This is a genomic window from Sphingopyxis jiangsuensis (assembly GCF_016734905.1).
Classification (GTDB): domain Bacteria; phylum Pseudomonadota; class Alphaproteobacteria; order Sphingomonadales; family Sphingomonadaceae; genus Sphingopyxis; species Sphingopyxis jiangsuensis.
Window position 1 is genome coordinate 109,397 of sequence record NZ_JAERPO010000002.1, and the last position, 20,523, is coordinate 129,919.

Here is a 20,523-nt window from a genome sequence, read left to right on the forward strand (position 1 = left end):
ATCTAAGTATTTTTGAAGCGAGAGGACTCGCCGACCAATGGGGAGAGCCATGACCGAGGCAACCGCCTTCGCGGCCACGAAAGGGGCGCAGATCTATGGGGGAACCGCGCGGCGAAATTTTGCGCTGGGGATGCTCTTCGTCGTCGGCACGATCAATTTCGTCGATCGCCAGCTCCTGTCGGTGCTCGTCGAACCGATCCGCGCCGACATGCAATTCAGCGACACACAGTTCGGGTTGCTGACGGGCCTTGCCTTTGCGCTTTTCTATGCGGCGATGGGGGTGCCGGTCGCGATGATCGCCGACCGCTGGAACCGGGTGAAGCTGATCGGTCTGTCGTGCATCGTGTGGAGCGCCTTCACAGCGGCGTGCGGACTGGCCTCCAACTTCTGGCAGCTCGCCCTGATGCGCTTTGGCGTCGGCGCGGGCGAGGCGGGCGGAACCGCACCGTCGCTGTCGGTGATTGCCGACCTTTATCCCCCGGCCAAGCGCCCCTTCGCCATTGGCCTGTTCACCTGCAACGGCCCGTTCGGCGTATTCGTCGGCGCGGCGTTCGGCGCGTGGGCGGCGGCCAATATCGGTTGGCGCAACGCCTTTGTCGCAATCGGTATCGTCGGTATCCTCGTCGCGCCGCTTTTGATCTGGCTGGTACGCGAGCCGATGCGCGGGGCGATGGATGCGCAGAAACAGGCCGACGCCGCCCTCCCCTTCGGCCAGAGCCTTGCGATGTTCGTGCGCCGCCGCTCGCTCCGCATGGTGATGGTGGGAAGCGGCCTCGCCGCCTTTGTGAGCTATGGCATGCTCAACTGGATCCCCGCTTTTCTGATGCGCACACAAAAGATGCCGCTCGAAGCGATGGCGAGCTGGTTCGCGCCCGCAGCCGGGATCACCTTCGGCGTCGGCATTCTCGGCGGCGGCTGGCTTGTCAGCCGCGCCGCAGAACGCTCGCCGCGCGCCTATGGGACGATCCCGGCGCTCGCGACCGCGGTGCTCGTCCCGACCTTCATCGCGGCGCTGCTCGTCGACAGCTGGCAGCTGTCGCTGGCGCTGATGCTCGTTCCGATGGCGGCCTGCACCGCCTATGTCGCGCCCGCGCTTGCGCTCGTGCAGAACCTCACCCCGCCGCGCTCGCGCGCCACTGCGGCTGCGGTGCTGATGCTGATGTTCAACATCGTCGGCCTCGGCCTCGGGCCGCTCTTTGCCGGCATGGTCAGCGACGCGCTGAAGCCGGAGCATGGCGATGCGAGCCTGCGCTGGGCGCTGATGGCGCTGATGCCTTTCGCGGTCGCGGCGGGCTTCGCCCAGTTCGCGATGACGCGCCACCTCGACAAGGATTTTGCCGAATGACCCCTGTTGCCGGAAAAACGGCCTTCATCACAGGCGGCGCAAGCGGGATCGGCTTCGCAACCGCCAGGGCGTTGGCAGACAAGGGCGCAGTAGTCATCGTCGCCGACATCGACGGTGCGCGCGTCGAGGACGCGGCCGAGACGCTGCGCCGCGCCGGCGCCGAGGCGCTCGGCATCAGGCTCGACGTCACCAGCGAGGAAGACTGGGCGGCGGCGAGAGAAGCCGCACGCGCCTTCGGCCCGGTACGCATCTTGTTCAGCAACGCGGGGGTCGGCGGCGGATCGGGTCCGTTCGAGCAATATGACACCGACGTCTGGCGCTGGAACTATGCTGTCAACGCGCATGCCCATCTTTATGCGTGCCGCACATTTCTGGGCGACATGAAGGCTGCCGGCGAGCCCGCCCACATTGTCATCACATCGTCGATGGTCGCCATTGTGCCGCCGCCGATCTCGGTCGCCTACATCAGCTCGAAATTCGCGACGCTGGGCATCGCAATGGCATTGCGCAACGAGTTGGCCGACAGCGGGGTTGGGGTATCGGTGCTGATGCCCGGCATGTCGGCAACACGCATTGTCGAAACGACGCGCGACCTCCGCCCGGTCGAGGTTGAGGTCGGTCAAGCTGCGGTGACGAGCCAGGCGATGCAGGGCGTACTCGCGGGCGGCATGTCGCCCGACCGGATCGGCGCGCGCGTCGTGGCGGCCGTAGAGGCTGGCGACTTCTGGATCTTCACCCACCCCGAATGGAAGGCGATGGCCGAACTGGTGACCGCCGACATGCTGTCGGCGTTCGGCGCGTCCGCCGATCCCGACTATTGCGGCGACGATATCGACGGGCTGATCGCCGCGAACGGCGGCCGCATGTTCGGCGCCAAGGCTTAGGAGAGCGACATGGCCGAAGAGGAACAGATCCGGGCGATGGCGACCCGCTTTTTCGACGCGATCGAGGCGGGCGACATCGATGCGATGCGAAGCTGCTTCACGCCCGACGCCGAAATCTGGCACAACACCGACGAGGCTATCGTCACCCGCGACCAGACTGCGACGACGCTGACCGGGATGGTCGCGCGGATCAAGGACCGAAAATATGCCGAGCGGCGGCTGACGGTCTATCCCGGCGGGTTCGTACAACAGCATGAGCTGAAGGGCGTCCGCGTACACGACGATGTGCCCGTGCGGCTGCCCTGCGCAATCATCTGCCGCGTCGAAGCGGGCAAGATCACGCGCCTCGACGAATATTTCGATTCGGCGCACGTCGCCGAATTCCGCAAATTTGCAAACGCCTGAGGACAAAATCATGCCCGTATTGCGCCAGGTTCCCCGTTCCGAAATCACCGACGAGACGGTCATCGCCTATTACAACCGCCTGTTCGGCGATCGCGACCCGGTGGCCGAACCGGGCACGGCGACGGGCACGCCCGGCGATTGGTGGACCGTCTATGCACTGTCGCCCGACATCTTCAAACATGCGGTCGACGGCTTTGCCGTCTATCGCAACCCCGCGCGCTCGATCGACCCGGTCTTGCGCGAACTCGGCCAGACGCGCGCCGGCTGGGTCAAGGGAAGCCAGTTCGTCTTTTCACAGCATTGCAAGTCGCTGCGGGGGCTTGGTGTCAGCGAGGACAAGATTGCGAGCATCGCGCATTGGCAGGTCGCCGATTGCTATGACGATCAGGAACGCGCCGTGCTTGCCTATGCCGATTGCCTTAGCCAGGCGGACGGCCGCGTCCCGCTGGAGGTTTTCGACAAGCTCAAAAGCTTCTGGACCGACGAGCAGATTTTCGAATTCACATACATCACCTGCCTGTATGACATGCACGCGGTCATCACCCGCGCACTGCGCATGGAGTTTGATGCCCGCGAGGACCCGATCGTCGAGGTAGCGGCGCCCGAAGGCTTCGACGCCGCCGACTTCCTGAGCGCCCCGCGCCCCACGGGCGAATGAACGACTTCGGCGCGCCCGAGGTCGTCGCCACGGGCCTGCGCTTTCCCGAAGGACCGGTTCCGATGCCCGACGGGTCGGTGCTGCTCGTCGAAATCGCGCGCGGCACGCTGACGCGCGTGGGCGCGAACGGCGCACTGTCCGTCGTTGCCGAACTCGGCGGCGGGCCGAACGGGCTCGCCGTCGGACCCGACGGCGCAGCCTATGTCTGCAACAATGGCGGGTTCATCTGGACCGAGGCCCAGGGCTTGTTGTTCCCCGGCCATGCGGCGCACGAGGCGGCTTGCGGGTCGATCCAGCGCGTCGACCTCGGGACCGGCGCGGTGACGACGCTGTACGACAGCTTCAAAGGCGCGCCGCTCAGTGGGCCCAACGATATCGTCTTCGACGCAAGCGGCGGTTTCTGGTTCACCGACCATGGCCATGTCCGCGCGAGCGGGCGCGATCATGGCGCGGTTTATTATGCGACCACGGACGGTCAGCGGCTCAGCCTCCAGCGTGCCGCGATGATCGGCCCCAACGGCATCGGCCTCTCGCCCGGTGGCGACATACTTTATGTCAGCGAAACGATGACAGCCCGGCTGTGGGCGATTGATATTGTGATGCCCGGTGTACTCACGCCGCCCCCGCCCTGGGCGCCCGGTCGTTTTGTCGGGACGCCGCCCGCCTTTCGTCTGTTCGACAGTCTCGCAGTCGAGGCGAGCGGGCGCGTCTGCGTCGCGACGATGGTCGAGGGCGGCATCAGCATTTTGGATCCCGCGGGCGGCGCGCCAGAGTTCGTGCCGCTCCCCGATATCGGCATCACCAACATCGCCTTTGGCGGCCCTGACGGCCGCGACGCCTAAATCACCGCATCGACAACCGGAACGCTTTATCGCGTCCGCTGGCCACGACCGGGGCTCGCGCTTCATATCTGTCAATTTAATTGACGATTTGCCGCTGTAATGGTAAAGAGCCAAGAGAGAGGACAGCATGAAATTCTATAACAGCGTCGGTCCCAACCCGCGTGTCGTGAAGCTGTTCATGACCGAAAAGGGAATCGAGATCCCCGAGGCCGTCATCGACCTGCGCGGGGGTGAAAACCGCCGCGCACCCTATAATGTAGAGGTCAACCCCGCCGGCCAGACCCCGGCGCTGGAACTCGACGACGGGTCAATCCTCACCGAAATCACCGCAATCTGCGAATATCTGGAAGAGCTTTACCCCGATCCGTCGCTGATCGGCACGACGCCGGAAGAGCGGGCGCAGACGCGAATGTGGGCCCGCCGTGTCGACCTGAAAATCTGCGAGCCGCTGACCAACGGCTTCCGCTTCGCCGAAGGGCTGCCGTTGTTCGAAACGCGGGTGCGCTGCCTGCCCGAGGCAGCGGACGGGCTGAAGGCGACGACGCAAGATGGCATCCGGTGGCTCGATCCGCTGATCGCGGGTCGCGACTTCATCGCGGGCGACCGGCTGACGCTCGCCGACGTCATGCTGTTCGCCTTTCTCCATTTCGGCGCGTCGGTCGGTCAGCCGATCGACCCCGCTGCAACGCATGTCCTGCGCTGGTACGAGCGGATGACGAGCCGCCCCAGCACGAACAATAACTGAACCAAAGGAGACGGATAATGGCGGAAACAAATCCGGAGTTCGATTTTCGCGGCATCAACCACCTTGCGCTGGTGTGCAAAGACATGGCGAAAACGGTCGAATTTTATCGCGACATACTCGGTATGCCGCTCATCAAGACGCTCGAGTTGCCGGGCGGGCGCGGCCAGCATTTCTTTTTCGATGTCGGCAACGGCGACAGCATCGCCTTCTTCTGGTTCAACAATGCGCGCCCCGGCGTCCCAGGCGTTTCGGCACCGCAGGCACTTCCGGGCGAAGGCGATTTCACGTCGGCGCACGGGTCGATGAACCATATTGCGATCAATGTCGCGGCCGACAAATTCGACGAGTATTGTACGCGGCTCGCCGAAAAGGGCGTGAAGGTTTCGGGCGTCCTCAATCACGACGATTCGGACACCAACCTCGCAGAAGAACTGCACCCCGGCGTGTTCGTCCGCTCGATTTATTTCTTCGATCCCGACGGCATCTGCCTCGAGTTTGCCGCCTGGACGAAGGAATTCGACGACAGCGATGTCGCGCACGATCCGATGCAGGCCGACGGCACGCGGCGCGAAGGACTGATCACCGGCCGAACCCCGGCGACCGCAGCTTGAATTTCCAGAGCCACTGGAACTCCTCCTCGACCCGGCCATTGGCCGGGTTCCTTTTTTGAAGTTCCGACGCTTATCCGACCGCGCGGTCGCGGCCTTCCCAGAAGGGCGCACGCAACTCGCGGCGAAGCACCTTGCCCGACGGATTGCGCGGCAGCGCATCGATGAACTCGACGCTTTTCGGAACCTTGTAGGCCGCGATCCGCTCGCGTGCCCAGGCGACGATATCCGCAGGGTCGGGCTGCGCCCCGGCCGCCGGGACGATCAGCGCCTTCACGGCTTCGCCCCATTTGTCGTCGGGAACGCCGATGACCGCGACGTCGGCGACACCGGGGCAGCCCATGATCGCGCTTTCGACCTCGGCCGGATAGACATTCTCGCCGCCCGAAACGATCATGTCCTTGATGCGGTCGTGGACGTAATAGAATCCGTCGGCATCGCGGCATCCGACGTCGCCGGTGTGGAGCCAGCCGCCTGCTAGCGTTTCCTCGGTCGCCGCCGCGCGGTCCCAATATTCCTTCATCACGATTGCACCGCGAATGGCGATCTCGCCGATCTCGCCGACGCCCAGCGCGCGCCCATCGCCGTCGAGGATCGCCATTTCGATCCCCGGCCACGGCTTGCCGCACGAGGTCAGCTTGCCCGGCAAGTCGTGCGCGGCAGGGGCGAGATAGGAGCCGCCCCCCGCCGATTCGGTCATGCCGTAAAATTGCACAAAGTCGCAGCCGAAGGCCTGCCGCGCACGGCGCAGCACATCCTCGGCAATCGGCGACGCACCATAGGCGATCGAGCGGAGTTCGGGGAAGCCCCCCTCCACCGCCCCCGGGTCGAGCAGCATCATCTGGATCATCGCAGGCGCCAGGAATGCATGCGCAACCCGCTCGCGGCGCATCATGTGCAGCGCGTCGGCAGCAGCGAAATCCTTGACGAGAACCAGCCGCCCGCCCTGCGCCAATCCCGAGAAACTGACGTTCGTCCCAGCGACGTGGAACAGGGGCATGACGATCATAACGGTTTCATCCTCGCCATAGGCGAAGCCATCGACCTCCGTCGCGGCTTCGAGGAAGGCGCGATAATTGCGATTGGTCAGGACCACACCCTTCGGCAGCCCCGTCGTGCCGCTCGTGTATAGCTGCAGCACATCATCAGCTAACTCGGGCGCGTCTGCGAGCGGTGCATCCCCCGCACCACCGAGCCACGTCTCGAGGGGCAGGAATGCGGGATGTTCGCCGTAAAGCGCGATCAGCAGCGGCGGGGCCGGCAGGTCGGCGACCGCCGCCAGCGCGCAGTCAAAGAAATCCTCGCCGACGAACAGCAGTCGGGGCGCAGCGTCGCCCAGGATGAAGCCGATCTCGGCGGGTGCGAGGCGGCAATTGATCGGCGCGAAACAGGCACGTGCCCGCGCCGTTCCGAAAAAGAGCGGATACCAGCTATCGTGGTTCTTGGTGAGTGCCGATACCCGGTCGCCCGGGCGAAACCCTGTCACGCGCAGGGCGTGCGCGACGCGGTTTGCACGCGCGTCGAGTTCGGAAAAGCTCGTCTCGCGGTCCTCGAACTTGACCGCCACCGCATCGCCCCGGCGCCGCGCCCATGCCGCCGGGATGTCCGCCAGCGTCCGAATTGCATCGAGGTCGATCATCGCCCAATCCCTTGTCTATTCATCCAGAAACGCCGCAAGGATCGTCCGGAACCGGTCCGGCGCCTCGACCATCGGCAGATGGCCTGCACCTTCGATTGTCACCGAGCGGGCGCCGGGGATCGCCTCGGCAATTTCTTCATGGTGCGCCGCGCTCACGATACCGTCGCCATCGCCGCGAACAAGCAGCACGGGCACCGCGATGTCCCCGAGCCGCGGGCGACTGTCGACCCGCGCCATGATCGCACGCTGCTGCGCGAGGAAGGTTTCGGCGCCCGTGTCGGCCGCCATCTGTCGCGCGATGCCGAGCAAGCGGGCATCGGCGCGTTTTTCCTCGGGGAAGAGGATGGGGATGCGTTCCTCGACGACCTGTTCGAATTTTCCGCTTTCGACGAGGTCGATATAGCCCTGCCGCCGCACGGTCTGCGCTGGACCGTCGGCCGGGGCGAGCGTCGAAACGAGCGCCAGCCGCTCGACACGTTCGGGGGCGCGGCGCATCACCTCGAACGCGATAAAGCCTCCCATTGCGTGGGCGACCAGCGCGAAACGCGGCGGCGCATTTTCGAGCAGGCGCGCGGCAAAGGCTTCGATGCTGTCGTCGCTCTTATTGTCGGCGACAACAAGCTCCCGGTCGGGCCACGCCTCGCGCAAGGGCGCCCATACCGCTTCGGTGAGCAATTGGCCGGTGATGAGAAAAATTGGGAGGGTCATGGCGCTTGGTCCGTATCAAACGGCGCGGTGGAGCAACGCTTCGCCCGCGGCAAGCCGGCGGCAGTTTTCATGCGCCACCGTCAGGCTTCGCACGAGCGTTTCGGGGGTGAGCCAGGCGATATGCGGGGCGAGCACGACATTGGGCAGGCCGAGCAGCAGATTGCCGCGCGGCAGCGGCTCTTCGGCGAACACGTCGAGCCCCGCGCCGCGCAAATGGCCGCTTGTCAGCGCCTCGCCCAACCGCCCCTCGTCGATCAGCTCGCCGCGCGCGCAATTTACCAGCACCGCGCCCTTCTTCATCGCAAAAGGGTCGATGCTCGCGCGGGTGTCGTCGGTGAGCGGCATATGCAGCGAGACGATGTCGCTTTGCGCGATCAGACGGTCGAGCGGCCAATGCTCATAGGTGACGGGCTTTTCGCTACGCGCCGTATAGACGACCCTCGCCCCCAGCGCTTCGAGCACCGGCGCGAGCCGCTGTGCCGAATGGCCGAAACCGACGAGACCGACGGTGCGCCCCTTAATCTCGCCGACCAAGTCGAGTTCCGATGGATCGGCGGTCCAGCCCTCGCCCGCTCGCGTGCGCGCATCAAAGAAGCAGGTGCGGCGCAGCACCGCGATCATCAGCGACAGCGCCATTTCGGCGACCGCCTGGCTGTTGGTGCCCGGCATGTTGCATACGGCAACGTCATGCTCGCGGGCGGCATCAAGCGCGATGGTGTTCACGCCGATGCCGAGCTTCTGTATCAGCTTGAGATTGGGCGCCGAGGCGATAAAGTCGGCCGTTACCGGGGTCAGGACGTGCAGCAGCGCGCTAATCTCGCCCGCCACATCATCAAGCGGCGCGGCTTCGTCGACATGGGTCACGACGCCGGGGCCGAAAATAGCATCGACGGCTTCCCGAAAACCGGGGCTCGGACGTGCGTGAAGGACGATCATGCCGTCACCTGGCCGATCGATCCGGCAAAGGCCGAGAACCCCGCCCATTCGGCGTCGCTTCCCAACGCCTCCTCGATCCGCAACATTTCGTTCCATTTCGCCATGCGTTCAGAGCGGGTGAAGCTGCCGACCTTCAATTGCCCCGCGTCCCAGCCGGAGGCGAGATGCGCGATGGTGACATCCTCGCTCTCGCCCGACCGCGCCGAAACGATGGCGCCCCAGCCGCGCTGGACGGCTGCCTCGATCGCGGCCTTTGCCTCGGTCACCGTACCAACCTGATTGACCTTGATGAGCGCGGCATTGCAGACCGCCGCATCGCCCGCCCGCGCGACGCGCTCTGCATTGGTGACGAGAACATCGTCGCCGATGATCTGCACCCGGTCGCCGATGCTGGCGGTGACCGCCGCCATCGTCGTCCAATCGTCCTGCCCCGCCGGGTCCTCGATCGACAGGATCGGATAGCGTCCCGCCCATTCGATGATGCGGGCCGCCATTTCCTCGCCCGACAGCCGCCGGTCGTCGAGCGCGAGGTCATAGCCCGCCGCGTCGCCAAGCTCGTTCGCGGCAATGTCGAGCGAGATGAACACGTCTTCGCCCGCGCGGTGCCCGCTCGCCTCGATGGCCTTGGTCAACGTGTCGAGCGCATCTTCGTTCGACGCAAAATTGGGCCACCAGCCGCCTTCGTCGGCGACTCCAGAGAGCGGCCCCTTGGCCTCCATCAGCCTGCCCGCGGCGCGATAGACCTCCTCGGTAATTTCGAGCGCGCGGCGAAAGTTTCCCGCCCTGGGGCACATCACCATGAAATCCTGCACATCGGTCCGCCGCCCGGCATGGGCGCCGCCGCCGAAAATCTGGATCTCGGGCAGCGGAGTCCGAATCTTGCGTCCGTCAGCCAGGTAGCGCCAAAGCGGTACGCGCGCGTTTGCCGCGGCGGCGTGGAGCACTGCCATCGACACCGCCACCACGGCATTGGCGCCAAGCCGCGCCTTGTTGGGCGTGCCGTCGAGATCGCACAGAAGCCTGTCGACCGCCGCCTGGTCGCGCGCGTCCTGACCCGCCAACGCGCGCGCAATCTCGGTACCAATGCCAGCGACCGCACTGTTCACCCCGAAGCCGCCGAATGCCGCCCCGCCGTCGCGCAGGTCGATGGCCTCATGCGCACCGCGCGACGCGCCCGCAGGCGCAATCGCGCGCCCGACCGCGCCCGATTCGAGCGTCACTTCGGCCTCGACCGTCGGGCGTCCCCGCGAATCCCAAATCTGACGGCCGGTGACAGCCGCGATGCGCGAACTCATGATATTGTCCTTTTCCATTCAGTGACGAGCGCGCCCAGCGGCGCGGGCGACAGCAGTAGTGCGCGCGCCTGTTCGGCGACGATGCACTTGTGATCGGGGTCGGTCAGATAGGGCGCGGGCGACTTGCCCTCGACCCGCGCAAGCAGCAGCGCTGCGGCGATCTGGCCGGCGCGGAGCATCAGCGCGTCTGCGTCCTCCCAATCGATGCCGTTGCTATAGGCCGTGACGAGCGCGGCAGCAGCGTCGCGCAGCCGCCCGTCATCGAGCCAGACGAGTTTGAGCAGCAGGTGCGTGGTGCAAAAGGCGAGGTCAAAGGCGGGGTCGCCATAAACCGCGCATTCGGCGTCGAGAAACAGCGGGCCGGCGGGTGCGACAAGGATATTCTTCGGGCTGACATCACCATGCACCAGCGCGCGCTTGGAGCAAGCGAGTTCGTCGGCGAGCGTATAAAGCGGTTCAGCGACAGCCTTATCGCGCTGCGCCACATAGAGCAGAAAAGGGTCGATACGCAGCGCGCGGAACATCGCGTCGGTGGCGAATGCATCGCGGTCGGCGGGGCTGTCCGCCGTGGCAGCATGCACCGCGACGATGCGCGCGCCGACCGCGGCAGCGAAGGTGGGATCGACACGACCCGCGACTAGCTCATCCTTCCACACGGGAGCGTGGGGAACGAAGCGCATAGCAAAGCCATAGCCGGGCAATTCGGCCACCACCTCGGGCGCCATGCGCGGATCGACCGATTGCGCGCGCTGCAGCCAGCGCACTTCGCTCGCACCGCGCTCGACCGGCGCGTGCCAGTCGGCGGCGACGCGCAATTGTTCGAGCGGGCGCTTGACGACGAGCGGGCCGGACGCCGTTTCGACCTTCCACACGTCGCACGAAACGCCGCCGGTCAACGGTTCGACCGCCGCATCGTCAGCGACGACAATGCCGGCGCCGCGCAGGTCGTCGATCAGGGCCGCGCCAGTCGCGTCCACTTACAGCTTCTCCCGAACCCATGCCCCGACCAGGTCGGCAGCGTTCCGGCGCTCTTCGATCGAATCCTCGAAATAGTGCGCCCCGGGGATCAGTTCGAGCTGTTTGTCCTCCGTGCCCAGAAAGTCGAAGATCTTGCGTGCATCGCTCGGGAAGACGCCGGTGTCGGCGGTGCCCTGGACGACCAGCGCGGGGGTGTCGTGTTTCGCGAGATGCGGCTGGCCCTGACACGGCGAGGTTTCGAGGCTCCACATGTTGAGCCAGGTCTTGATCGTGTTCGCCCGCCCGATGCTCGGGGTGCGGTTGGCGATCGCGGGGTCGCCGCGATAGCACCAGTTGGGCTTGCGGTCGGACGGGTCGATCGCCGGATCGACGCAGCGGATGTCGCCCCAGCAGCGGAACATCGGAAAGATGCGGTCGGGGATGCCCGCATCGCTGAGTCGCTTCAATTCGGCCTTCGCCCAATCGGTGATGCGCTGGTTGCGCGCCCGTTGGGCAGCGCGGTATCGGGCGATGAAATCGTCCGAATAGGGCGGGCCGTTGTCGGGGTTGAACGGGTCGAGTTCGGGGTCGGTCGCGACCGGGTCATTCTCGTCGATCACCGATGCGTCCATCCAGTCGGTGAGCACCTCGGGCCGCCCCTGATGCGCGTTGAAGCTGATATAAAGGTCGCCCTTCACCAGACTGGCAAGCGCATCCTGCCCGGCGGCCGGCAGACGGTCGGTCAGCGTCGGCGCAATGGCTTCGGCCTGATAGGCGCCCATCAGCGAACCGCCCCCCGAATTGCCGAGGATGACGATCGCCTCGACCCCGGCCTCCTCCTTCAGCCATTGCATGCCGACGCCGATGTCGACGATCGCGTGCTCGAGCAGGAACTGATCCTCCATTCCGCGATAGCGCGTGTTCCAGCCGAGGAAGCCGAAACCCTGCCGCGCGAAATATGGGGCGATGTAATGTTCGGAAAAATCGACATTATAATGGGTGGCGATGATCGCGACCTTCGGGCGCTTGCCCGCCTCAGTCCAATAGATGCCCTGGCACGGATGGCCGCCCGCCTGGATGCGCGGCGCGGTCGGCGAAACGCGGCCGATGAATTGTGCGTCCAGCCCTTCGATCCCGTTCGGGTCCATCATCGCCTCTCCTGCTTGTTGCAGCTCGTAGTCATCCCGGTCCGGGATGACGAGAGCGGGTTCCATGTTATCGACTGACCTCGAACGGCAGTTCATAGGCTTCGAGCCCTGCGCGGATCGCCTTCTTGTCGATCTTGCCGGTCGGACCGAGGGGAATTTCATCGACGAACAATATGTCGTCGGGCATCCACCATTTCGCGATCCGCCCATCGAGATAGGCACGCACATCGTCGCCGGTCGCGCTCGCGCCGGGTTTGAGCTGGCAGAGCAGGATCGGCCGCTCGTCCCATTTGGGGTGGGCTACGCCAACCACGGCGGCCACCGCCACCGCCTCATGCCCCGTCGCGATATTTTCCAATTCGATCGAGCTGATCCACTCGCCGCCCGATTTGACGACATCCTTCGCGCGGTCGGTGATCTGCATATAGCCTTCGCTGTCGATGGTACTGACGTCGCCGGTGTCGAAGAATCCCTCGGCGTCGAGTACGTCGCCGCCCTCCCCACCATAATAGCTGCGCGCGATCGTCGGTCCCTTCACCATCAGCCGCCCGGGCGTCTTGCCGTCGTGCGGCAAGCGATTGCCCGCGTCGTCGACCAGCTTCATCTCGAGCCCGCAAAGCAGCCGCCCCTGTTTGAGCTTGTACGTCATCTGCTCGCCATCGGATTTCGCCGCGACCGAAGCATTGGGTACCGACACCGTGCCGAGCGGCGAGGTTTCAGTCATGCCCCACCCCTGGATGACGTCGACGCCATAATCGTCGCGGAAGGTGCGGACGAGCGACTCGGGGCAGGCCGAGCCGCCGATGGTCACGCGTTCGAGCGTCGTGAAGCGTTTGCCATTGTCCTGCATATATTGGAGCAGCATTTGCCAGACGGTCGGCACCGCCGCCGAATAGGTCACGCCTTCCGCCTCAATCAGATTATAGATGGACTCGCCGTCCATCCTTTGCCCCGGCAGCACGAGCTTTGCGCCGACCGCTGGCGCCGAATAGACGACGCCCCAGGCGTTGGCGTGATACATGGGCACGACCAACAGCACGGTATCGCGCGCAGACAGAGCGAGCGCGTCGCGCTGCAGGGTCATCAGCGCATGGATATAGTTGGAACGGTGCGAATAGAGCACCCCCTTCGGATTGCCCGTCGTGCCGCTGGTATAGCAAAGCCCGCACGCCGCATTTTCATCGAACCCACCCCACGCATATTCGTCCGAATGGCCGGAAATCCAGTTGTCGAATGCGACCGCCGCATAGCGTGTGGCGGGGAGCGAAGCCTCGTCGCAGAAGAAGATCACCTTTTCGATCGACGGAACCTCCGGCAGCAGTTCGCCGACCAGATCGGCAACCGCCGGATCGGCGAGGAGCAGCCGGTCGCCGGCATGATTGGCGATATAGGCGATCTGCTCGAGGAAAAGCCGTGGGTTGAGCGTGTGCAACACCGCGCCCATTCCCGCCGCACCATACCAAGCGGCCAGGTGCCGCGCACCGTTCCACGCCATCGTGGCCACCCGGTCGCCGCGGGCAATTCCTTCTGCCGCGAGCGCATTCGACACGCGCTTCGCGTCGGCATGGACCGCGGCATAATCGGCGTGGGTGACATGCCCATCGGCATCGCGCGACACAATCTCGCGCGCGCCATGCCACGCCGCCGCATGATCGATGATCCGGTCGACCGTCAGCGGCGCATTCTGCATCAAACCGTCCATGCGGAGCCTCTCTCCCTTCATTGTCGAGAAAGATAGTATACTAAGTATTATGGCATTGCAACGCTGCCGTGCCTTGCTTCGCCCGCCGCGGTCCATTAGCTTGGCCGCCTCGGGCGATCGGTCGCCGGTATGGGGCATTCGTGGCCGTCAGATGCGCACAAACCAATTGATTATCGCACTTTTTCAACGCTTTTGCTGGCTGGACGAAGGCCTGCAGGCACGGCTGCGCGCGCGCGGCTGGCCCGACATCAGTCGACCGCAGTCGATGGTAATGACCAATATCGTCACCGGCGTCGTGCGGCCGTCGGATATCGCGCGCAACCTCGGCCTGTCGCGGCAGGCGGTGCACAATACGATCAATCAGATGGTCGGCCTTGGCATCGTCCAGCTGGCGCCCGATCCGACCGATCGGCGCCATATGATCGTGTCGCTGACCGAAACCGGCGCGCGGATGCGGCAGGATGCGCAGCGCGCGATGGACGGACTCGGCGACCAGCTCGCCGAAAGGCTGGGGCACGATCGCTTCGACGCACTGCTCGCGGCGCTCGAAGCCGACTGGGGCGACAATATGGAACAGCCCGCCTAAGCGAGCGAGCGCGCCACCGTCACGAGCCGCGCCGCCACCACATCGACGAGCGAGGCAGGCAGCGCGTCCTTGAGGTTGCCCCCCTCGTCGAACGCCATATGCGCATTGGGCACGAGCAGTTGGTCGGGGATCACCAGCGTCTGGACGGTCGACAGGATCTGGCGCAGGTGCATCAGCCCGCGTAGCCCACCGAAGGGGCTGACCGACGCCGCCATCAGCGCCGTCACCTTGCCGCGATAGGCACTGAGCGCGACCGCACTTTCGTCGCCGCTCGGGCGCGAGGCCCAGTCGATGGCGTTCTTGAGCAGCGGTGATACCGACCCATTATATTCGGGCGACACGAACAACAGCCCGTCCTGCGCCATGAACAGCGCCTTCAGCCGTCGCGCTTCCTCGGGAAAAGCCTCGGCCTCGAGCTTGGCCGAATAGAGGGGCAAATCATAATCGCCGAGATCGACGTCGGCAACGCTCGCGCCGTGCGATTCGAGCGCGCCGATCGCGAGCCTGCCCAGCGCGCGGTTATACGAGCATTCGCGCACGCTCCCGACGATGACCGCAATCTTTGCCAATTCGCCCTCCCTGTCCGATTTGATTAGAATACTAATCATTGGCGGGCGTTTCGCAAGAGGGCGCTCTAGGCCTTGATGTCAGAAAGTTCAGAGAGCTTGGCGGTTTCGTCGGCAAGGTTGGCGATGACGCGCCGCATCAGTGCCTGCAGCGTCGCCACCTCCTCGTCGCTCATCCCGCGCGTCGCGACCTCATGCACCTCGGCATTCATCGGTGCGAGGATCAGCTCGAGCTTTTTCGCATGGGGTGTCAGATAGATATAGGTCTTGCGCCGGTCGGCATCGGTCTTTTTGCGTGTGATGAAGCCCGCCTTTTCGAGGCCCTTGAGCGCGACGACCGTTGTCGGCTCGCGCATCCCGACGCGCTCGCTCAGCTCGCGCTGCGTGATCCCGTCCTCGCGCCAGAGCTGGCGCAGAAAGCGCCACTGTCCCGCCGACACGTCATGCTCCAGCGTGCTGCGCTCGAGCAATCGCGAGAAGGACCGGAAAACGATTCGGGCGAGATAGCCAATGCTGTTCTCGGGATCGGTGTAATATTCCGCCGGGTGACGGAACCGCTGTTTCTCTTTTGCCAAAGATTCTCCCCTTTCCCAAATCTTAGAGCCCTATGATTCGGTCGGCAATATGCTTCGAAGCCAGTGGACAGGCGACACACGTTCATTTACTTAGAATACTAATTGCATGGAGCGCAGCTTGCGGAAGTTCGAACGCCTGAAGGGTATCGCGGCCCCCCTGCCGCTCGCCAATGTCGACACTGACATGATCATTCCCGCCCGGTTTATGACCGCGCTGACGCGGCAGGGCCTCGGTCGACACCTGTTCCAAGAGCTGCGTTACGACGCGCAGGGCGTCGAGCGCGACGCCTTCGTTCTCAACCGCGCGCCCTATCGCGATGCGCAGATCCTGATTGCCGACCGCAATTTCGGCTGCGGATCGTCGCGCGAACATGCCGTCTGGGCGCTCACCGATTTCGGTATCCGCTGCGTCGTCGCGCCGAGTTTCGGCGACATATTCGCGAACAACGCGCGCAAGAACGGCTTGCTCCTCATTCGCCTGCCCGATGCGGAATGTGCGCGGCTGCAACGCGCGGCGAGCATGGCCGATATGGCGCTGATCGATGTCGACCTCGACAGGCAAATGATCTCGCTGGCCGATGGCGAGTCCACTGGCTTTTCCATCGATCCCGACGACCGCCACGCGTTGCTCGAAGGCCTCGACGACATCGCACGCACGCTTCGCCACGCGGAGGCGATCGCACGTTATGAAGCGCGCGCCTGATCGAGCGCGGCGGGGTCGGCAATGCGGCCGACGATCGCGCTCGCGGCGGCCAGTGCTGGACTCATCAGATGTGTCCGCCCGCCGCGCCCCTGGCGATTTTCGAAGTTGCGGTTCGAGGTCGCTGCACAGCGTTCACCAGGTTGCAACCGGTCCTCGTTCATTCCGACGCACATCGAGCAGCCGGGTTCGCGCCAGTCGAAGCCCGCTGCGCGCAGCACGGCATCGATTCCTTCGGCCTCCGCCTGTCGCTTGACGAGCCCCGAGCCGGGGACGACGAGCGCCCGCACATGCGGCGCCACAAGGCGCCCACGAACAATCCGGGCGGCGATGCGCAAGTCCTCGATGCGGCTGTTCGTGCAGCTTCCGATGAAAACGCGGTCGATCGCAATGTCGCGAAGCGGCGTCCCCGGCGTGAGCTGCATATAGTCGAGCGCCCGCGCCGCGGCAGCACGCGCCTCGGCCGTCGGCATCGATGCAGGATCGGGAACGGCACCGTCGACCGCAATCACCTGCGAGGGGAGGGTGCCCCAACTCACCATCGGAGCAACATCGTGCGCGTCGAGGCGAAACTCGCGGTCGAACGCCGCTTCGGCATCGCTCGGCAGGCCGCGCCAGCGGGAAACCGCCGCCGCCCAGGCCGCACTCGTCGGAGCGGCGGGGCGCCCGCGCAAATATTCGAACGTCGTTTCGTCGGGCGCCACGAGCCCTGCGCGCGCACCCATTTCGATGCTGAGGTTGCACAGCGTCATGCGGCTTTCCATCGACAGCGCGCGAACCGCCGATCCGGCATATTCGATGACATGCCCCGTCGCCCCATCGACGCCGAGCGCGGCGATCAGGTGGAGCGCGAGATCCTTGGCGCCGGCATGAGGACCGAGCATCCCGTCGACGCTGATCCGCATATTGCGCGACTTGCGTTGCCGGATGGTCTGGGTCGCAAGAACATGCTCGAGCTCGGATGTGCCGATACCGAAAGCAAGCGCGCCGAAGGCGCCGTGGGTCGAGGTATGGCTGTCTCCGCATACGATGGTCATCCCCGGCTGCGAGCGCCCCTGCTCGGGCGCGACGACATGCACGATCCCCCCGCGAGGATCGCCCATCGCAAAACTTTCAATCCCTGCCCGCCGGCTGTTCTCTGCCAACGCCTCGAGTTGGGCGCGCGCAGCCGGGTCAGCCACCCCTTGCGGTCCCCTATACTGTCCGTGCGTCGGGACATTGTGGTCGGAAAGAGCAAGTGCCAGCTCGGGGCGCCGAACCGCCCTGCCTGCGGCAGCAAGACCCGCAAAGGCCTGCGGCGAGGTCACTTCGTGGAGCAGGTGCAGGTCGACATAGAGGATCGTCTCGCCCTCGTCGGTCGCGACCGTATGCGCGTCCCAGATCTTGTCATAAAGGGTGCACGCCCGCCGCAATGTCATGAAAGCCTGCCCGCTCCAATAATACTTAGATAGCTAACTTATAACGGCAATGGCAGGAGATGGGCAAGGCAATTCGCACGCTGGGTGAGCGTCGCACCGCCGGCATACTCGCGCCCTGGGTGTGAGCGCAGCGAGCGGTTCAGATGCGCCCGATCGTCTCGCGCCGCGGGCCCAGATAACCAAAGAGATAGGCCGCCACCTTGCGCATCTGGATCTCTTCCGCCCCTTCGGTGATCCGGTAGCGGCGGTGGTGGCGATAGATATGTTCGAATGGCTTGTGCCGCGAATAGCCGATGCCGCCATGCACCTGCATCGCGCGGTCGGCGGCCTCGCAGACGAGGCGGTTCGCCCAATAATTGCACATGCTGACCTTGTCCGACAGCGTGCGTTCGATTTCCTTGTGCGGCGTGTTGTCCATGTCCCACGCGGTCTTGCGGATCAAAAGGCGCAGCATCTCGGCCTGCGTCGCCAATTCGACGAGCGGGAACTGGATCGCCTGGTTCTTCGCGAGAGCCTCGCCGAAGGGCTTGCGTTCACGCGCGTATCGGACGCTTTCCTCGATGCAATAGACCGCCGCGCCCAACGAAGACGCCGCCTGCCGGATACGATTCTGGTGGACAAAGCTCTGGGCGATCGACAGCCCGCCGCCTTCGGGTCCGAGCCGCGCGCTGTCGGGAACCCAGACGTCGGTGAACGTCATGCGCGGATGGTCGGTCGGCATGTTGAACGTCCACATATATTCATCGACCGTCATGCCGGGCGTGCCAGTTGGGACGAGCAGGCAGGTGATGCCCTTGGCATCGCCGTCTTCGCCGTCCGTGCGGCAAAAAGTTGCGCAATGCGTGGCAACGTGCATGCCGGTGATCCACATCTTGCGCCCGTTGATCAGCCAGCCCTCGACGCCGTCCCGCGTTTCGCGCACCGCGCGCGTCTCCATATGTGTCGCATCGGAGCCATGATCGGGCTCAGTCAGGCCGAAGGCGGTGCGGCGCCTGCCCTCGAACCCGCCGAGGATGAACTCCTGCTTCTGTTCCTCGCTCGTCGCGAATTGCTCGAACATCTCGACGAAGGGAAAATTGCCGACGATGCTGTGCTCGTTCTGCAGATCATTGTGGAGGCCGAGGCCCCGGGCGGCGAGATGCTCGCGGATCACCGCCATCCACAGGTTTGACCCGTCCTTGCCGCCATATTTCCTGGGCGCCGAGAAGCGCCAGTGGCCCGCCGCATCGGCTTTGCGCGTAGCGGCCTTCAGCAGCTCTTCCCACTCGTGGCGCGGCAACCCCTGATTGTCCCAGTCGGTGCGGCTGTGCTCGCGGCGATGGTCAAAAAAGCGGATATTGTCGTCAGCCTGTTCGAGCGGCTTGATCTCCGCTTCGATGAAAGCGTCGAGTTCGGCGAGATAGGCCTGCAAATCAGCCGGAACGGCGAAATCCATATGTCTTCCCCTATTGCATGCCCCACGCCGCACGGGCGCGGGCAAGCGGCGGATATTTCGGACTGTCGACCGCGCATTTGTCGAGCGCGGCGCGGCGCAGCCGGGCGAGCAGCCCCGGTTCGGCGAGCGTGCGCTCGCCGCCGAGCAGCGCGCGCGCCAGATCGGCATACTCGGCACGCACGCCCGCTTCGAGATCGCGCGCCACAATACCGAGCGCGTTCATCGCGACCACCGCTTCGAACTTTGCATGCCCCTCGGCGTGCGGCTTGATCGCCATATCGATCCAGTCGCGCACCGCCTGCACGATCTCGCCGTTGGTCGGCTCGCCGGCCGCCTCGGCTGGGGCCCGGTGTGCGGCCGGCAGGGCGGCTTCGCGCGCGGCGGCGGGCGCTTCGCTTTCGAGCAGCGCGAGCAGGTCGATCTCCTGCTCGGCCGTCCGGCGTCCGACAACGACGCGCTCGACGCTGCGGTCGGCGCCGCTGCGCCACGCCGCTCCCATCTGCAGGCAGCCGAGCGCCCACCAGAGCGTTCTGTAAACGAGCCAAAAGCGGAAACGCTGCCGGTCGACGGGCACACCGCCTGCCGCCTCGTAAAGGTTGAAAAATTCCTCCAGATCGCCGACGCCGAACGCCGGATGGTCGAGCCGTCCGAAACGCCACACCGCCATACACCCGAAGGCGAGATCCTCGTGCGCGTCGCCGCGATGCGCGAGTTCCCAGTCAAGCACCGCGGCGAGCCCATCGGCATCGACCATGATATTGCCCATGCGATAATCGCCATGGACGAGCACCGACCCGGTGGGCGCGGGCAAATTTTCCTCACACCACCGGATTGCGAGCGCGATGATCGGCCGGTCGCCGCCGTACCCGATAAAGCGCGCCTTGAGCTCGGCAAGCGCCGCAGCGGTATCCATCAGTGGGATCGCATCGGGGATACTCGCCAAGGGGACTGCGTGGATGCGCGCAAGCTCGAGCGCAAGGTCGGACAGCAGCGAAGGCGGTGGATCGGCAAGAATCCGTGCCGGATTCACCTCGGCGTCCACGCGGCGCATGATATAGCCCGTACCCATGCCGTCGGCTTCAGCAAGCACGCCGACCACCTCGGGCGCCTTGACGCCCGCAGCGTGCGCCGCGCGGACCAGCGCTGCTTCGTCGGCGTGGCCGAATGGCCGGTCCGCCATATATTCGGCCGACGGCGCCCGGCGGAGAACATAGCCCTCGATTCCCCAATCGAAAGCCCAGCTCTCCATGTTCGCGCCGCCCGAAAGTCGCCGCAAGTCGGTGAGGTCGCCATCCCCGAGCAGGCGGCGCATCGTTACCGCTAGCGCAGCAGGCAGGTCGATCAGACCGGTCATCACTCCCAGCTCTACAT

The 20,523-nt window shown here is 65.1% G+C and carries 21 protein-coding genes; 9 read left to right on the top strand and 12 right to left on the bottom strand.

All coding sequences use genetic code 11. The annotated features are described in order from the left end of the window. The first annotated feature begins 49 nt into the window (after positions 1–49). The 7 genes from JI743_RS07230 to JI743_RS07260 all read left to right on the top strand — a co-directional run bounded on the left by JI743_RS07230 (position 50) and on the right by JI743_RS07260 (position 5,490). The gene (locus JI743_RS07230) at positions 50–1,345 is read left to right on the top strand and encodes a spinster family MFS transporter (RefSeq protein WP_201927501.1); all 1,296 of its coding nucleotides are present in this window, start codon (positions 50–52) and stop codon (positions 1,343–1,345) included. Further along, positions 1,342–2,229 (top strand): SDR family NAD(P)-dependent oxidoreductase, encoded by an 888-nt coding sequence (locus JI743_RS07235; RefSeq protein WP_201927504.1) that lies wholly within the window; start codon positions 1,342–1,344, stop codon positions 2,227–2,229. The genes JI743_RS07230 and JI743_RS07235 overlap by 4 nt, the downstream gene beginning before the upstream one ends. Positions 2,230–2,238: 9 nt before the next feature. Then, positions 2,239–2,634, top strand: a complete 396-nt coding sequence (locus JI743_RS07240; RefSeq protein ID WP_201927507.1) for a nuclear transport factor 2 family protein — start codon at positions 2,239–2,241, stop codon at positions 2,632–2,634. A 10-nt stretch (positions 2,635–2,644) separates the two neighbouring features. Beyond that, a complete protein-coding gene (locus JI743_RS07245) occupies positions 2,645–3,292 on the top strand; it encodes a carboxymuconolactone decarboxylase family protein (protein ID WP_201927513.1) in 648 nt (215 codons plus the stop codon). Then, positions 3,289–4,134 carry an SMP-30/gluconolactonase/LRE family protein gene (locus JI743_RS07250; protein ID WP_330902218.1) on the top strand — a complete coding sequence of 282 codons (846 nt, stop codon included), beginning with the start codon at positions 3,289–3,291 and terminating at the stop codon, positions 4,132–4,134. Before JI743_RS07245 ends, JI743_RS07250 begins: the two co-directional genes overlap by 4 nt. Positions 4,135–4,261: 127 nt before the next feature. Next, positions 4,262–4,879: a glutathione S-transferase family protein gene (locus JI743_RS07255; RefSeq protein ID WP_201927515.1), complete on the top strand. Its 618-nt coding sequence runs from the start codon at positions 4,262–4,264 to the stop codon at positions 4,877–4,879. Between the two features lie 17 nt (positions 4,880–4,896). Beyond that, positions 4,897–5,490: a VOC family protein gene (locus tag JI743_RS07260; protein WP_227340431.1), complete on the top strand. Its 594-nt coding sequence runs from the start codon at positions 4,897–4,899 to the stop codon at positions 5,488–5,490. 70 nt (positions 5,491–5,560) lie between these two features. Here the strand turns inward: JI743_RS07260 and JI743_RS07265 are convergent, their stop codons facing one another. The 7 genes from JI743_RS07265 to JI743_RS07295 form a co-directional block, all read right to left on the bottom strand. Next, complete coding sequence (locus JI743_RS07265; RefSeq protein ID WP_201927516.1) at positions 5,561–7,126, bottom strand: long-chain-fatty-acid--CoA ligase; 1,566 nt, start codon at positions 7,124–7,126, stop codon at positions 5,561–5,563. A gap of 15 nt (positions 7,127–7,141) precedes the next feature. Then, positions 7,142–7,834: an alpha/beta fold hydrolase gene (locus tag JI743_RS07270; protein ID WP_201927518.1), complete on the bottom strand. Its 693-nt coding sequence runs from the start codon at positions 7,832–7,834 to the stop codon at positions 7,142–7,144. A 15-nt stretch (positions 7,835–7,849) separates the two neighbouring features. Further along, positions 7,850–8,770 carry an NAD(P)-dependent oxidoreductase gene (locus JI743_RS07275; RefSeq protein WP_201927520.1) on the bottom strand — a complete coding sequence of 307 codons (921 nt, stop codon included), beginning with the start codon at positions 8,768–8,770 and terminating at the stop codon, positions 7,850–7,852. Next, complete coding sequence (gene eno, locus JI743_RS07280) at positions 8,767–10,065, bottom strand: phosphopyruvate hydratase (protein ID WP_201927522.1); 1,299 nt, start codon at positions 10,063–10,065, stop codon at positions 8,767–8,769. Before eno ends, JI743_RS07275 begins: the two co-directional genes overlap by 4 nt. Then, entirely contained in the window at positions 10,062–11,042 is a 981-nt protein-coding gene (locus JI743_RS07285) for a phosphotransferase family protein (RefSeq protein WP_201927524.1), read from the bottom strand. The genes eno and JI743_RS07285 overlap by 4 nt, the downstream gene beginning before the upstream one ends. Beyond that, positions 11,043–12,173, bottom strand: coding sequence for an alpha/beta hydrolase (locus JI743_RS07290; protein WP_227340430.1), 1,131 nt, complete (start codon positions 12,171–12,173; stop codon positions 11,043–11,045). A gap of 64 nt (positions 12,174–12,237) precedes the next feature. Further along, positions 12,238–13,872, bottom strand: a complete 1,635-nt coding sequence (locus JI743_RS07295; RefSeq protein WP_201927526.1) for a long-chain-fatty-acid--CoA ligase — start codon at positions 13,870–13,872, stop codon at positions 12,238–12,240. A 166-nt stretch (positions 13,873–14,038) separates the two neighbouring features. On the opposite strand from JI743_RS07295, the gene JI743_RS07300 reads away from it, so the two are divergent. Further along, positions 14,039–14,458, top strand: a complete 420-nt coding sequence (locus JI743_RS07300; protein WP_227340429.1) for a MarR family winged helix-turn-helix transcriptional regulator — start codon at positions 14,039–14,041, stop codon at positions 14,456–14,458. Here the strand turns inward: JI743_RS07300 and JI743_RS07305 are convergent. Next, positions 14,455–15,066, bottom strand: coding sequence for an NADPH-dependent FMN reductase (locus JI743_RS07305; RefSeq protein WP_201927530.1), 612 nt, complete (start codon positions 15,064–15,066; stop codon positions 14,455–14,457). The two genes, JI743_RS07300 and JI743_RS07305, sit on opposite strands and share 4 nt — an antisense overlap. Positions 15,067–15,092: 26 nt before the next feature. Continuing rightward, positions 15,093–15,599: a MarR family winged helix-turn-helix transcriptional regulator gene (locus tag JI743_RS07310; RefSeq protein WP_201927531.1), complete on the bottom strand. Its 507-nt coding sequence runs from the start codon at positions 15,597–15,599 to the stop codon at positions 15,093–15,095. Positions 15,600–15,717: 118 nt separating this feature from the next. Here JI743_RS07310 and leuD point away from each other — a divergent pair, with 118 nt between their 5' ends. Beyond that, on the top strand, positions 15,718–16,302 hold the full coding sequence (gene leuD / locus JI743_RS07315) for a 3-isopropylmalate dehydratase small subunit (RefSeq protein ID WP_227340426.1): 585 nt from the start codon (positions 15,718–15,720) through the stop codon (positions 16,300–16,302). Here the strand turns inward: leuD and leuC are convergent. From leuC to JI743_RS07330, 3 genes are all read right to left on the bottom strand, one after another. Further along, positions 16,284–17,717: a 3-isopropylmalate dehydratase large subunit gene (gene leuC / locus JI743_RS07320; protein WP_201927533.1), complete on the bottom strand. Its 1,434-nt coding sequence runs from the start codon at positions 17,715–17,717 to the stop codon at positions 16,284–16,286. The two genes, leuD and leuC, sit on opposite strands and share 19 nt — an antisense overlap. 139 nt (positions 17,718–17,856) lie before the next feature. After that, positions 17,857–19,152, bottom strand: coding sequence for an acyl-CoA dehydrogenase family protein (locus tag JI743_RS07325; RefSeq protein ID WP_201927534.1), 1,296 nt, complete (start codon positions 19,150–19,152; stop codon positions 17,857–17,859). A gap of 10 nt (positions 19,153–19,162) precedes the next feature. Next, complete coding sequence (locus JI743_RS07330) at positions 19,163–20,506, bottom strand: phosphotransferase (RefSeq protein WP_201927535.1); 1,344 nt, start codon at positions 20,504–20,506, stop codon at positions 19,163–19,165. Positions 20,507–20,523 lie beyond the last annotated feature (17 nt).

Coding starts and splice junctions, on each gene's coding strand:
- JI743_RS07230 (WP_201927501.1), top strand. CDS start 50: ATGACCGAGGCAACCGCCTTCGCGGCCACGAAAGGGGCGCAGATCTAT.
- JI743_RS07235 (WP_201927504.1), top strand. CDS start 1,342: ATGACCCCTGTTGCCGGAAAAACGGCCTTCATCACAGGCGGCGCAAGC.
- JI743_RS07240 (WP_201927507.1), top strand. CDS start 2,239: ATGGCCGAAGAGGAACAGATCCGGGCGATGGCGACCCGCTTTTTCGAC.
- JI743_RS07245 (WP_201927513.1), top strand. CDS start 2,645: ATGCCCGTATTGCGCCAGGTTCCCCGTTCCGAAATCACCGACGAGACG.
- JI743_RS07250 (WP_330902218.1), top strand. CDS start 3,289: ATGAACGACTTCGGCGCGCCCGAGGTCGTCGCCACGGGCCTGCGCTTT.
- JI743_RS07255 (WP_201927515.1), top strand. CDS start 4,262: ATGAAATTCTATAACAGCGTCGGTCCCAACCCGCGTGTCGTGAAGCTG.
- JI743_RS07260 (WP_227340431.1), top strand. CDS start 4,897: ATGGCGGAAACAAATCCGGAGTTCGATTTTCGCGGCATCAACCACCTT.
- JI743_RS07265 (WP_201927516.1), bottom strand. CDS start 7,126: ATGATCGACCTCGATGCAATTCGGACGCTGGCGGACATCCCGGCGGCA.
- JI743_RS07270 (WP_201927518.1), bottom strand. CDS start 7,834: ATGACCCTCCCAATTTTTCTCATCACCGGCCAATTGCTCACCGAAGCG.
- JI743_RS07275 (WP_201927520.1), bottom strand. CDS start 8,770: ATGATCGTCCTTCACGCACGTCCGAGCCCCGGTTTTCGGGAAGCCGTC.
- eno (WP_201927522.1), bottom strand. CDS start 10,065: ATGAGTTCGCGCATCGCGGCTGTCACCGGCCGTCAGATTTGGGATTCG.
- JI743_RS07290 (WP_227340430.1), bottom strand. CDS start 12,173: ATGATGGACCCGAACGGGATCGAAGGGCTGGACGCACAATTCATCGGC.
- JI743_RS07295 (WP_201927526.1), bottom strand. CDS start 13,872: ATGGACGGTTTGATGCAGAATGCGCCGCTGACGGTCGACCGGATCATC.
- JI743_RS07305 (WP_201927530.1), bottom strand. CDS start 15,066: ATGATTAGTATTCTAATCAAATCGGACAGGGAGGGCGAATTGGCAAAG.
- leuC (WP_201927533.1), bottom strand. CDS start 17,717: ATGACATTGCGGCGGGCGTGCACCCTTTATGACAAGATCTGGGACGCG.
- JI743_RS07325 (WP_201927534.1), bottom strand. CDS start 19,152: ATGGATTTCGCCGTTCCGGCTGATTTGCAGGCCTATCTCGCCGAACTC.
- JI743_RS07330 (WP_201927535.1), bottom strand. CDS start 20,506: ATGACCGGTCTGATCGACCTGCCTGCTGCGCTAGCGGTAACGATGCGC.